The organism is Mucilaginibacter sp. Bleaf8 (assembly GCF_018390515.1).
Lineage (GTDB): Bacteria > Bacteroidota > Bacteroidia > Sphingobacteriales > Sphingobacteriaceae > Mucilaginibacter.
In genome coordinates, this window is the sequence record NZ_JAHBBK010000003.1 from 432614 (window position 1) to 445562 (window position 12949).

At 44.0% G+C, this 12949-nt stretch carries 11 protein-coding genes; 5 read left to right on the forward strand and 6 right to left on the reverse strand.

From position 1 onward, the window contains the following. The first annotated feature begins 265 nt into the window (after positions 1-265). The 5 genes from KHS38_RS15390 to KHS38_RS15410 all read left to right on the forward strand — a co-directional run bounded on the left by KHS38_RS15390 (position 266) and on the right by KHS38_RS15410 (position 5954). Positions 266-3592, forward strand: a complete 3327-nt coding sequence (locus tag KHS38_RS15390; protein ID WP_213489432.1) for a coiled-coil domain-containing protein — start codon at positions 266-268, stop codon at positions 3590-3592. A gap of 1 nt (position 3593) precedes the next feature. Continuing rightward, positions 3594-4016: an ATP-binding protein gene (locus KHS38_RS15395; RefSeq protein ID WP_213489433.1), complete on the forward strand. Its 423-nt coding sequence runs from the start codon at positions 3594-3596 to the stop codon at positions 4014-4016. Beyond that, positions 4017-4442 (forward strand): rRNA maturation RNase YbeY, encoded by a 426-nt coding sequence (gene ybeY / locus KHS38_RS15400; RefSeq protein WP_213489434.1) that lies wholly within the window; start codon positions 4017-4019, stop codon positions 4440-4442. Between the two features lie 48 nt (positions 4443-4490). Beyond that, positions 4491-5000, forward strand: a complete 510-nt coding sequence (locus tag KHS38_RS15405) for a glutathione peroxidase (protein ID WP_213489435.1) — start codon at positions 4491-4493, stop codon at positions 4998-5000. 102 nt (positions 5001-5102) lie between these two features. Next, entirely contained in the window at positions 5103-5954 is an 852-nt protein-coding gene (locus KHS38_RS15410) for a GIY-YIG nuclease family protein (RefSeq protein WP_213489436.1), read from the forward strand. 106 nt (positions 5955-6060) lie between these two features. Here KHS38_RS15410 and KHS38_RS15415 read toward each other — a convergent pair whose 3' ends face one another. The 6 genes from KHS38_RS15415 to KHS38_RS15440 all read right to left on the reverse strand — a co-directional run bounded on the left by KHS38_RS15415 (position 6061) and on the right by KHS38_RS15440 (position 12916). Then, a complete protein-coding gene (locus tag KHS38_RS15415; protein WP_213489437.1) occupies positions 6061-7794 on the reverse strand; it encodes an alkaline phosphatase D family protein in 1734 nt (577 codons plus the stop codon). A 214-nt stretch (positions 7795-8008) separates the two neighbouring features. Continuing rightward, complete coding sequence (locus tag KHS38_RS15420; protein ID WP_213489438.1) at positions 8009-9565, reverse strand: hypothetical protein; 1557 nt, start codon at positions 9563-9565, stop codon at positions 8009-8011. Between the two features lie 213 nt (positions 9566-9778). Further along, a complete protein-coding gene (locus tag KHS38_RS15425; RefSeq protein WP_213489439.1) occupies positions 9779-10546 on the reverse strand; it encodes an MlaD family protein in 768 nt (255 codons plus the stop codon). Next, on the reverse strand, positions 10543-11343 hold the full coding sequence (locus tag KHS38_RS15430) for an ABC transporter ATP-binding protein (protein WP_213489440.1): 801 nt from the start codon (positions 11341-11343) through the stop codon (positions 10543-10545). Before KHS38_RS15430 ends, KHS38_RS15425 begins: the two co-directional genes overlap by 4 nt. 1 nt (position 11344) lies before the next feature. Next, the gene (locus tag KHS38_RS15435) at positions 11345-12124 is read right to left on the reverse strand and encodes an MlaE family ABC transporter permease (RefSeq protein ID WP_213489441.1); all 780 of its coding nucleotides are present in this window, start codon (positions 12122-12124) and stop codon (positions 11345-11347) included. An 81-nt stretch (positions 12125-12205) separates the two neighbouring features. Beyond that, positions 12206-12916, reverse strand: a complete 711-nt coding sequence (locus KHS38_RS15440; RefSeq protein WP_213489442.1) for a pirin family protein — start codon at positions 12914-12916, stop codon at positions 12206-12208. Positions 12917-12949 lie beyond the last annotated feature (33 nt).

The window sequence follows — 12949 nt, forward strand, 5'->3', positions numbered from 1 at the left end:
ACTTACGTGTTTAATCCTGATGTTCTACTCTTGAATGAGATTTGACTATATAAATTTAAATATCAACCCAACCCCGTTTTTTAACGTAATTTTTAAAATTGCTGGTAACATTTTTCTGCACAAAATGACCGGCTATTTGCCTTACTTTATAGCTAATACAATGCGATTTTGGCATTAATGGGTTGTTAACCTATAGTTTACCTGCCATACCAAGCTTCACTTTGCTTTCGTTTTACTTTATATTTAACTATTTTAGTGATTAAATATGGCATCAGATAACTATACTTTGCTGATTGAAAAGGTGAATACCTTCATCCGCAGGTATTATTTGAATAACCTGCTGCGCGGCCTTATTTTTTTAGGTGCCGGTTTGTTATCTGCCTATCTGATTTTGGTGCTGGGTGAGCATTATGGCAACTTTGGTACCGGCTTGCGCACATTTTTGTTCTATGCTTTTATTGTGCTTAATTTAGCATTACTAAGCTGGCTGGTATTGCCGTCACTGCTGGCTTATTTTAAGCTGGGCAAATCGCTCACGCATGATGAAGCAGCCCAAATTATTGGCCGTCATTTTGGCGATGTGAAAGATAAGCTGCTCAATACGCTGCAGCTCAAAAAACTGGCTGATGGCAATGTACAGCACCGTCACCTCATTGAAGCCAGCATCAACCAAAAAATCAGCGAGCTCAGGCCGGTAAGCTTCCCCTCTGCTATCAACCTGCAAGAGAACACGCGTTACCTGAAATGGGTTATACCACCTGCCATTATCATTATTTTGATTGGTTTAATTGCGCCATCCATACTGGTAAGCAGCACCCGCAGGCTTATTCATCACAACCAGTACTTTGCCCCGATTGCCCCGTTTAAATTTGTGGTGCTTAACAACGCACTGGCCGTTACCCAGGGGCAGGATTTAAAATTGAACCTGAAACTGGAAGGCGACCAGCTGCCGGCCGATGTTTACCTCGAAACCGGCAGTAATACCTTTAAGCTGGATAAAGAGAGCCTTACCCGCTTTCATTACCAATTCAGTAATGTGCAGCAAAATGTTACGTTCAGGCTAACGGCTAATGGTTATATCTCGGCGCCTTACCAAATACAGGTAAGCCTCAAGCCAGCGCTGCTTAATTTTGATGTGGTTTTAAATTACCCCGCCTATCTGCATAAAAAAAATGAGCGGTTAAGCAATGCAGGCGATTTAACTTTACCTGCTGGTACCGGCGTAACCTGGCAGCTGCATGCACAACATACCGGCAAGGTAAACTTTAACAGCAACCAAACGCAGCATCAGCTGAGTGCCGTTGGTACTGGCACTTTCCAGTATTCTGAAAAAATATACAAAAATACCACCTACAGCCTGCAGCCGCTTACAGTCACAGGCGTACCTGGGGATGAGGCAAGTTACCACATCAATGTTATTGCCGATGAGTTGCCAACCATTACCGTACAGGAAAAGCAGGATTCGGTAAGCAGCAAGGCGCTGTATTTTACCGGCGATATTCGTGATGATCATGGCTTTTCATCCCTTACTTTTCATTACCGCAAAGGTTCAGCAAAAGGCAAGGCTTACAGCCATGCGGTTAAGGCCAGCCTGGCCCAGGCACAATCGTCTTTCTTTTACTTCTGGGATCTGAAAGAGCTTAACATAGCCCCCGGTGATGAAGTGAGTTATTACTTTGAGGTAGCCGATAATGATGGCGTTACCGGGCCTAAAAGAGCACGCACACCCGAGCGCACATTGCAAGCGCCTACCGAAAAACAGGTGAACGAACAGCTCAATGCTGGTACACAGGCAGTGAAGCAGAAAATGCAGTCGGCCGTGAAGCTGGCTGGCCAGCTGGAACGTGAAGCACAGAAGCTGAACCGCATGCTGCTTGATAAAAATAACCTGAGCTTTGATGAAAAAAAGCAGGTGGAAGATTTGCTGAAAAAGCGCGAGGAGTTGAACAATCTGGTCAAAGAAATTCAGGACGAAAACAAGAAGAACTTATATAATCGTCAGGAAAATCAGCAGCAAAGCCAGGAGCTGCAGCAAAAGCAAAAAGAGATTGAAGATTTGTTTAAGAACCTGCTCGATGATGAAACGCAAGACCTGTTAAAAAAACTACAGGACCTGTTGCAAAACGACCAGAAAGAAAGTACCCGCAACGAGCTCTCGCGCATGCAGAACGATAACAAATCGCTCAAAAAAGAGCTTGACCGTATGCTGGAGCTTTACAAAAAGCTGGAATTTGAACAGAAGCTCAACCAGCATATCAACCAGCTGAATGAGCTTTCAATTAAACAGCAAAAACTGGCAGAACAAACTCAGAAACAAGGTGTTAATCAACAACAGCTTCAAATAGAGCAGGAAGGAATAAAGCAGGAGTTTCAGGATGTAAAAAAGGCGCTGAACGAGCTGGCCAAAAGCAACGAGCAGTTAGAGCGTAAAAATAATTTTGAGAAGCCCGAGAAGGAAGAGCAGCAGGTTGAGCAGGATATGAACAGCAGCAGCAGCGAGCTGCAAAAAAACAACCGCTCCAAAGCGGCGCAAGCCCAGCAGCGAGCGGCCCAAAACATGCAGCAAATGGCGCAAAAGATGAAAAAGGACAGCCTGGAGGGCGAGGAGAGTGACACAGAGGTTGATGCACGGCAGCTGCGCGAACTATTAAAAGTTTTAGTAGCCAGCTCATTTGAGCAGGAAAAGGTGATGCAGAGTTTACGTGGCATGAGTAGCAACGATCCGGGCTATGTAGCCATGGCGCAAAAGCAAAAAGATATAAAGGATAACCTAAAAACGGCAGAAGATACGTTATATGCTTTAAGCAGGCGGGTGCCTCAAATACAGGCCACCGTAAATAAAGAAGTAAGCAGTATAAACGATTATATTAATAAAGCGTTAGATAACTTGGGCGACAGGCGCACGGCCGAAGCCAACCGGAATCAGCAGTATGCCATGACGTCTATGAACAATTTGGCACTGCTATTGAATGAAGCACTGGAGCATTTGCAAAACGCCATGAACAGCGGTAAGGGAAAGAGCGGCAAGCAGCAGCAATCATTACAGCAGCTAAGCCAGATGCAACAGCAACTGAACCAGAACATGCAAAAAATGCGTGATCAGATGCAGCGGCAGGGTAACCAGGGGCAAAGCGCCAAAGGGCAGGGCCAGCAGGGTAGCAGCCTTAGCGAACAGTTTGCCCGCATGGCCCGGCAGCAACAGGCTATCAGGCAGCAATTGCAGCAAATAAACCGGCAAAACAATAAAAATTCAATCGGTAAATCAGGTGATTTGGATAAAATATCTAAACAAATGGAACAAACCGAAAACGATCTCGTAAACAGGAGAGTTACCGATGAAGCGATAAAAAGGCAACAGCAAATCCAAACACGTTTGCTGGAAGCAGAGAGAGCAGAAAGAGAAAGGGAGGAAGATAAACAGCGACAAAGCCAGGCCGGCAAGGATGTGCCGCCGGGATATATAAGGGCTTTGCAAAACTATCAGCAGCAAAAGGCACGGCAAACCGAACAGATACAAACCGTACCGGCTGCGCTGAACTTATATTATAAACAGAAGATAAAGATTTATTTTGATCAACTAAATGCAAAATAGCATGCAACAGGACAACGTTCAGACAGGAGAGCTGTTTACACTGCAACTTCCGTCAAAGCAGGAAAGCATTGTTTTACTCGAAAATCTGATAGAAGATATAGCCGCTAAATACCAGGTAAGCGATGATACGTTTGCCAATATGATGACCTGCCTGAATGAAGTGGTAATTAATGCCATTGTACACGGTAACAAAAATAACCCCGATAAAACCGTAATCGTAAACGCCGATGTGGATCCCAAACGCGCAATATGGACGATTACCGACGAAGGCGAAGGCTTTGATTATAATGCACTGCCCGACCCAACCGCCGAAGAAAACTTAGAAAAGCTGACCGGAAGAGGTGTGTTTATTGTAAAGCACCTGGCCGACCAGTGCATATTTAACGCCAAAGGCAATGAGGTTGAACTCCATTTTAAACTGTAAATGGGGGCAATTAATTTTTTTACTGAAGATACCAGCTACCAGCTTAAAGATAAACTGAAGTTAAAACGGTGGGTAAAAGACACCATTACAGCCGAAGGCTATAAACTGGACGAGCTGAATTATATATTGTGCTCGGATGCGTACCTGCTGCAAATCAATCAGCAGTACCTGAATCATGATACCTATACGGATATTGTAACGTTTGATAACTCGGAGCGCGAAAAGCGCATTACCGGGGATATTTTTATATCGGTAGAGCGCACCCAGGAAAATGCCGGCAAATATCAGGTAAGCCCCGAAACAGAGCTGCACCGTGTAATTATACACGGCATTTTGCATTTGCTGGGATACAAGGATAAAAAGCCGGCTGATAAGCAGCTGATGACCGAGAAAGAAGACTTTTACCTGACGCAAAAAGGTTTCTGATAATTAAACGTTTAGCTATCTTCGCTGATAAACAAACACAAACCGGATATGAAGATACTTGCATTAATGCTCACCCTGCTTTTTGCCGCGCCAGGCTCAGTTTATGAGTTTAAACTGAAAACGATCGACGGTAAAAATTTTAACCTTGCCCAATACAAAGGTAAAAAGGTGCTGATTGTCAATACAGCCTCCAAATGCGGCTTCACACCACAATACGCCGAACTGCAAAAACTGGCCGACCAGTACAAAGACAAACTGGTGGTGATAGGCTTTCCGGCCAACAACTTTGGCGGACAGGAACCAGGCGCTAACACCGAAATACAACAGTTTTGCCAGAAAAATTTTGGCGTTACTTTCCCGCTGAGCGAGAAGGTAAGCGTAAAAGGCGACGATATCAGTCCGCTGTTCAAATACCTGACCACAGCTGCCAACCCCGATTTTACCGGCGAAATCAAATGGAACTTTGAAAAGTTCCTGATCGACGAAAACGGCAAGCTTATTCACCGCTACCGCTCTACGGTAAAACCACTTTCACCAGAACTTACCAGTCAGTTATAAGATATATGAAAAAGGCGCTTTTAAAGCGCCTTTTTCGTTGGTGATCTTTCGGGATGATTGCAATGTAATATGCTTTGACATATGTTTAGTAATTTTACCGATATGTCAGCGTCATTTGGTAAAACCATTCGTCTTTTTCTTGTTGAGGGTAACACAAACGGCTTAATAACAGCCGAATTGTCCAATTGGACTGGAAAGGCTTTTAAAATTCCTCGTATCAAAGTTAAAGACTATGAAACACGAGAAGAATTCAAAAGTCCTGGTGTATACATCCTGTTTGGCAAAAATGAAAAGAACGAAGATGCTGCATATATTGGAGAGGGAGAGCCTGTTATAAAGAGGATAAAGGAACACCTAACAAAGAAAGATTTTTGGAACGAGGTAATCATATTTGTAAGTAAAGACAAGTACCTAAACAAAGCAAGTATAAAGTTTCTGGAAAATCGTCTGCATGGTATTAGTAATAAGGTAAGCAGATATTCAGTAGATAATAGTAATATACCTGCACTCTCCGGTGTGTCGGAAGCAGAACAAGCAGAGTTAGAAGAATTCTTGTCTAATATCAAATTGTTAACTTCAACATTAGGGCACAAAATTTTCGAAGATATTGAAGAAACGTTAGACAAAAGAGGCGACAAAGAATTGATATTATTCTGTTCCAATACGGAAGGAATAACCGCATCTGGAAGTCCCTCAACCGAGGGTTTTACTGTATTTAAAAACAGTTTATTTACTCAGATTAACCATTCTTCACTTACAGAAAGTTTAAGAAGTGAAAAGAATAAAATGATAGATGATGGGTCTCTGGTTTTAGATGGCAAATTCTATAAACTAACAAAGACTTATATTTTCACATCATCCTCAAGAGCTGCTGCCATGGTTTTTGGTAGATCTGCAAGCGGCCCTATTGAATGGAAAACCAGTTTAGGAATAAGCCTGAAAAACGTGGAGTAATTTAGCTCTTACCACCGTCCCCCTTTTAAGACTATATCTAAACGCTGTATAAAACACACAAAAGGCGCTTTTACACAAAGCGCCTTTTGTTTTTCATCTAATACTGTTAAGACACTGTAACCGTTTTGCTGGTTACCGTTGCGGTGTTTTTGCTGGCAATGGTATTTACATAGCGCCATTCTGATTTGGCTTCGCTGGCGCTGAAGGTGGCCATTATGTAGCCGCGGCGGGTGGCATCCATGTATTGCAGGTCGTCAATCAGCAGGGCGTTGGCTTGCTCAAAGCCGGCTACGGTTTGCGGGTTGCTGCCAAAAATGGCCTCAAAGCCCGGCGATGTAACCGATGCGGTGGCAAACTCTACACCAGCCTTTTGCCCATTGCTGGTAGATAGGTCGGCATACCAGGCATTGTGGGTATCACCTGCCAGCGAGATCAGTTTTTTGCCGTTAGCAGCAGCGTACACCATTTCGCGCTCGGCTGGGTAGCCATCCCAGGCATCCAGGTTGTATGGCAGTACGGTTTGTACACGGGCTTTTTCGGTAGGGGTAAGTGTAGGGTCGTTTTGCAACAGGCGTGCTTTAATGGTAACCAGTTGCGTAACTAAGGTGTTGTATTGCGTTAACAGTTGCGGGTCGGCATTACCGCCTGCAATCTGGGCAACCAGCAGTAGCAATTCGGCTGGCATAAACATTTTACCCATCAGCACCTGGTTGCCCAGCACCTGCCATTTGGCAGTACTGCTGCCCAGTTGGGTTGATAGCCAGTTGCGTTGCTCGGTACCTAAAATGGTACGTTGCGGATTTTGCCAATCGGCCAAAAACTTGGTGGTGTTTAGGCCACTTGGAGTTAAGTAGTCGTTATAGCTCAATTGCTTATCGCGCCCAATGATGCGGGTATCCAACATTACCAGGTTCACTAAACCGGCAATCTCAAAATTGCGGTAAATTTTGGCGTTATCCTGCACACGGGCGGGTAGGTACTCATGCCATACCTGTATGGCACTCAGCTTGCGGGTAGTGTAATCGCCTTCGTTGGGCTGGTGGTTTTCCGCGCCGTCTTTATAGGCATCGTTGGCTACCTCATGGTCGTCCCACACGCAGATGAAAGGCTTTAGCTGGTGGGCCTTTTGCAGTTGCTCATCGCTGCGGTACTGGCGGTAGCGCTGGCGATAATCATCCAGCTTAATTATTTCACCGGCTGGCTTGTGTTCACGTTTAAGGGTAGCGGTATCGGCATTGGTGCCATAACCGCCCGCCTGGTACTCGTAAATATAATCGCCCAGGTGCACCACAAAGTCCGCGTCCGATTCGGCAACGGCACCATATACGTTAAACAACCCGGCCTGAAAGTTGGCGCAAGATACTACGGCCATTTTTACCTGTGCAGCTTCCCCGGCCGCAGGCAGGGTCTTGGTTTCGCCGGTTACGGATACGGCCTGTGTTTTTTCGCTGCGGAAACGGTAGTAATATTTAGTGTTGGAGGTAAGTTTGCTTACATCTACATGCACAGTATTATCGCTGTTGCTATCCACCTCAACCGACTGACTGGCTACCACGTTTTTAAAGTCTTTATCCCGAGCAACATCCAGTATAATGGTAGGTTTGCCGGTTTCTTGTGCAGCCGGTGTATAGCGGGTCCACAGAATTACGCGATCCTGCGAAGGGTCAAAGCTGGCTACACCTTCATTAAATCCCTGTCCTTCAAAAACCTCATTGCCGTCTTTATCCTTTTTACAGCTGGTAAGTGCCGATGGCAGCAGCACCGCACCCGATGCTGCAATAACCGAGTTGCGGATGAAGTGACGACGGCTTAACTTATTCAATACTTTCTCTCTATCCATGTTTAGGCTTATCTATTTCGCTCTAAACTAACAGTGTAAGATGTACGGGATATAAAGCCAGTGTGATTGTTGGGTTAAGTTTAGTTGTTATGTTTTTGTTAGACTAGGGCCTGCGTTCAATATTTGTTTGTAATTCAAGTCTGAAACATTGCGATTTGGAATGCCAATTAGTTATAAAATAAAAGAAGGCGCTTAAAAAGCGCCTTCTTTTATTTTACTGTCGAGTTCTCTTTGGTTCTATTCCTAACGTAAGTAAGTTGCCTGTTGTATATTCACGCACATTGTATCCACTTCCATTGGAGCCTGTAATTACTGGTTGGTCAAAAGTAACTATAGTTTCACCAAGGAAATCTGAATTTAATGTCGTTTTAATAGAATAGGATGTTTTACTTGTTGTTGTTGCACTTGCACCAAACTTTAAGCCTACTTTTTTTATAGTGCCTTCAATAGAGAAGTTAGCGGCATAAGTAGTTGTATTTTCGTATGATTGAGTTACCTCTTGAGCATTATCCTTTTCATATACAATGAACTTCCAAGCAGTTCCATAATTTTGCAAGTCCCAAGGAATTAATTCTATGTTAGGATGGTATTCTTTTGGTACTATACTGGTTAGTTGATATACTTTACTGCGAGTAAATTTGTTTTCTAGTACTTGTTGATAGGTTAAATCATATAAATCACGTGGATTCACAGATAAAACTTTTACTAGCTCACTTCCAACACCATTTTTCGAATTTATTAAAATTGTTATATGGAATTCAAACTTTCCTTCTGTCCACATTGTTAGCGGCATAGGATTACCGTCTATTTCCCATTCAGGACTTGTTGCATAAAAAGAGTTCGCTTTTGGATCGTCCTGATCAGCTATTATGCCTAGTGCATCCGGGGATAACTTAAAATAGGTTAAAAATTCACTATAAGCATTGTTAAATTCACCTTTTCCTACGCTTGAGGAAAGACCATAATATATATAATCACGCTGCCATTCATTTCCAGTATTATAAGCTTGAATATTAATTGGATCAATTGCCACCCCTGTGGTATAGTATAAAGCGCCATATTTTGAGTCATTACTGCTTTGGTTTAAGCCATTGAATGCTTCATTGGCGAAGCTTAATGAATACTTCCCTGTGTTTATTATATTTCCAGAAGTAGAAGAGGTCGACATAGTGTTCTTTGTGCTTGAAGAAGCAGTATTCTCTACTGTGTTTTTTACTACAACTCTTTCATTCTGTTTGATGACCAAAACAGGAAAGCCTGGTATTTGACTAGGTTTGAACTTAATTTCTTCGTTGTTAGCATCATAAATGGACACCGTAGCATTTCCTGATACGGAGTTTGCTACCATGGGGACCTCTGTTTCTGCATTCCATGTATTTGGTGAAAAGTTAGGCAGAGTTGGCACAAAGATGGTCAATAAGGGTAATTCGTTTTCTATGTCAATTAATTGCTGCTCTGAAGCTGCATATTTCATTAACCTTTCATGAAAGGTAGCTGCATTATTCACTCTGACATTTTTAACAACCTGATAAAGGATATCATTGTCTTTGTCAAACTGTTTCAAGCTTTCTTCTTTTAAGAATTTCCTTAGTGCTGGGTCTGAATTAACAGCCTTAGCCAAAATCTGAGCAAACGTTTTCTGATACTCACCTGCTTTTGTGGCGGTAATAATTTCACTTCCCTGCATCTTCTCTGCAGAGTCCTTTTTACAGTTTGCAAAAAATAAGCTTAAAGCTAAAGCCGGATAGATAAGTAATAGGTTTTTTTTCATATTTAAAATTTACAATAAGTAAATGTATAGAATATTAATTAATATCTAAATAAAAATATCTCTAAAAGAAAATTTGTACCAGAGGTTATGTGGTTTAATGATTAGTTCAAAGTTTACAGTACAGTCTGTATACTACTTTATTCTGTTCAGCATAGAATTAATCCCATTCAAAACAAAAAAGGCGATTGCCTTAACAATCGCCTTTTCAACCTATTAATCTTCCTGCTTCTTTTTAGCCTTTTCCAGTTTTTCCTGTGCCTTGCGGGCCGAATCAATCTTGCGTTGTTTTTCCTTCTCTTTCTTTTTAAAGAAACCACGCAGCAAAAAGTTGTGCTGGGCCGCTTTTAAATCCTCGTTCAGGGTAACGGTAGTTCTGTTAGCGTTGCGGATGGTGGTTTTGGCTGATGATACGGTAGTGGCCAAATCTCTAGCTATTTTATCGTTACGCAGCAACTTGCCCAATGAGCCTTTGCCCTGGTTAATATCGCGCACAATATCGGTCAGGTTGCTGGTTAGCGATTCGGCATTGTCGGCCACCTTGGTCAGCTTGTTGATAATCTTGTCCACATCCAGCGGATTTACCACGGTCAGCTTTTCGCCGCTTTCCACAATCTGGTTGCTGCTGCTGCCACCCGGACTAATTACCACCAGCTTGTCGCCCATTAGGCCATCGCTGCCAATGCTCATTTTGGCATCTTTTTTTACGAATTTGCGCACATTATCGTTCAGCGTAAGGTCAACCCGTACGGTACTGTCCGATACGATGTTGATGCCCTCTACCACGCCTACGTTGATACCCGCAAAGCGTACATTGTTGCCCACCATCAGGCCGTTTACGTTTTTAAAAACACCATAAACGTTGAAGGTAGAGTTGAAGAGGCTTTTTTGGCTCCCGATAAGAAATATCCCCAGGAACACCACAACCAGGCCTGCCACCACAAACAGGCCGATTTTTATTTTTTGTGAAGATGTTGTTTTCATTTGGTATCTAAAAAGTAGGATTTTACAAATTCATTGTCTGATTGCTGCAGCTCGTCAAAAGTACCCTCGGCCACATACTCGCCCTCGCTCATAATTACCACCCGGTCTGACGTGATGCGGGCGCAATCCATATCGTGCGTAATGATGATGGAGGAGGTTTTAAATTTTTTCTGCATCTCCAAAATCAGCTCGCTGATCTCGCGCGAAGTGATGGGGTCCAAACCGGTGGTTGGCTCATCGTACAGCATTATTTCGGGCTTTACAATCAAGGTGCGGGCCAAGCCAACACGCTTACGCATACCACCCGATAGGTCGGACGGCATTTTGTCGGCTGCCTCGGGCAGGCCTACGCCTTCCAGTACCTCCATAACGCGGCTGTCCAGTTCGGCCTGGTCTTTAATTTTTAAAACGCGGGTAAGGGCAAACTCCATATTTTCGCGAACGGTCATGGAATCATACAAAGCCCCGCTCTGGAACAGGAAGCCTACTTTAGTGCGAAGGTCTTTCAGTTGCTCATTGTTAAGCTCAGCTACCTCCTGGCCAAATACCTTTACCGAGCCTTCGTCGGGCGTTAGCAGGCCCACAATACATTGTATGGTAACCGATTTACCCTGCCCGGAGCGCCCAAGCACTACAATGTTTTCGCCGCGTTTTAAAGTGAGGTTGATGTTTTTTAATACTTCTTTATTGCCGAAGGCTTTTTTCAGGCCTTTTATTTCGATCACCGTTTCGTCGGTACGGTCAGACTGGTCGGCAGCTTTTCGCCTGATGGGTTGCTGTGCTACTGTGTCTGCCATATTAATAGTATAAAAGGTTGGTGATTTGTACGGCCATCATATCAATAAAGAAAATCCACAACGAGGCGGTAACCACGGCCGAGTTAGCAGCAATACCCACGCTCTCGGTTCCTTTATCGGATGTATAGCCTTTGTAGCAGCCTACAAAGCCAATGGCAAAACCAAAAAATATGGTTTTGATAAGGGCCGGCATATAATCGGTAAAATCGAGCGCAGCTACGCATTTGGTAAAGTACAGGGTGAAGCTAATGTCATCAGTAAAATTAAGCGCAAAGTAGCCGCCAAACAGCGAGATAACATCACCCAGCATCGCCAGCAGCGGTACCATAAAGCTGGTAGCCAAAATACGGGTTACCACCAGGTACTGCACCGGGTTAGCGCCCGATACCTCCATGGCATCGATTTGCTCGGTAACCTTCATACTGCCCAGCTCCGCGCCAATACTCGATGCTATTTTGCCGGCGCAAATAATGGCCGTAATTACCGGGCCAATTTCGCGGATAACCGATACCGAAAGCGTATGCGGCAGCATGCTCTCGGCACCAAACTCAACCAGCGTAGGCCTTAATTGTAAAATGAGCACCAAGCCCATAATAAAAGAGGTAATACCCACAAGCGTAAGGGAACGATAGCCAATTTCATAACACTGGCGCACAAACTCCGACCACTCGAAGCCCCCTCTGAAAACATTTCTGAAAAAACGGCTCAGGAAAACAGTTTGATCGCCAACGCTCTCCAACCACTTTTTCCAACCGGAGGAACTGATAACTTGATCTGCCATAAAATAATAATCTATTTAACTTAGATGGCTAAGTGTTAATTTAACAGGTTCAAAAACTATTTCTATCTAAATAGCAATGGTTTATAACATGGGTACCTCGATAACGAGTATACGCGAATGCGCTTTGGTTATAATGGTAAATGAACTTGTATCATAAACACCGAGTGCATCTCTTTTGTTTAACATCTGCCCCGCAATTTCGGCTTCACCCTCAAGCAAAAACACGTAGGCTCCATGGCCTGCCGCCTGCAGCTGGTAGTTGATGCTTTGCCCGGCTTCAAATTCGCCCATGGCAAACACGGCATCCTGGTTTATCCTTAACGTACCGTTGCTGCCATCGGCCGAAAGCAAGGGGGTAAGTGTATTGGGCCGAAAGCTTTCGGTAAAGCTTTTTTGCTGGTAGGCCGGTGGCACGTTCAGTACTTTGGGGTAAACCCATATTTGCAGGGAGTTGGTTTCCTCGTTTTGCTGCGGATTAAACTCCGAATGCATTACGCCCGTGCCTGCAGTAATAATCTGTACCTCGCCGGCGCGGATAACGCCATCGCCGCCCAGATTGTCTTTATGTTCCAGCGCACCTTGCAGCACGATGGTGATAATTTCCATATTATCGTGCGGGTGCGCGCCAAAACCTTTACCTGCACCAATAAAGTCGTCGTTCAATACACGGAGTGCACCAAATTGTATACGCTCCGGGTTATAGTACGGCCCAAAGCTGAACGAGAAATTGGCGTTCAGCCATTCCGTACGGTTGTTTCCGCGCAGATGGGCCGGATGGAAAACGGTTTTCATGGACAGATGTTTATAATGCGTTTAAACAGGCAA

Bases quoted from the DNA above. Each gene is read 5' to 3' on its own strand.
- KHS38_RS15405 (WP_213489435.1), top strand. From the start codon at position 4,491: ATGAAGATACTTGCATTAATGCTCACCCTGCTTTTTGCCGCGCCAGGC.
- KHS38_RS15425 (WP_213489439.1), bottom strand. From the start codon at position 10,546: ATGAAAACAACATCTTCACAAAAAATAAAAATCGGCCTGTTTGTGGTG.
- KHS38_RS15435 (WP_213489441.1), bottom strand. From the start codon at position 12,124: ATGGCAGATCAAGTTATCAGTTCCTCCGGTTGGAAAAAGTGGTTGGAG.
- ybeY (WP_213489434.1), top strand. From the start codon at position 4,017: ATGGGGGCAATTAATTTTTTTACTGAAGATACCAGCTACCAGCTTAAA.
- KHS38_RS15410 (WP_213489436.1), top strand. From the start codon at position 5,103: ATGTCAGCGTCATTTGGTAAAACCATTCGTCTTTTTCTTGTTGAGGGT.
- KHS38_RS15420 (WP_213489438.1), bottom strand. From the start codon at position 9,565: ATGAAAAAAAACCTATTACTTATCTATCCGGCTTTAGCTTTAAGCTTA.
- KHS38_RS15430 (WP_213489440.1), bottom strand. From the start codon at position 11,343: ATGGCAGACACAGTAGCACAGCAACCCATCAGGCGAAAAGCTGCCGAC.
- KHS38_RS15390 (WP_213489432.1), top strand. From the start codon at position 266: ATGGCATCAGATAACTATACTTTGCTGATTGAAAAGGTGAATACCTTC.
- KHS38_RS15440 (WP_213489442.1), bottom strand. From the start codon at position 12,916: ATGAAAACCGTTTTCCATCCGGCCCATCTGCGCGGAAACAACCGTACG.
- KHS38_RS15395 (WP_213489433.1), top strand. From the start codon at position 3,594: ATGCAACAGGACAACGTTCAGACAGGAGAGCTGTTTACACTGCAACTT.
- KHS38_RS15415 (WP_213489437.1), bottom strand. From the start codon at position 7,794: ATGGATAGAGAGAAAGTATTGAATAAGTTAAGCCGTCGTCACTTCATC.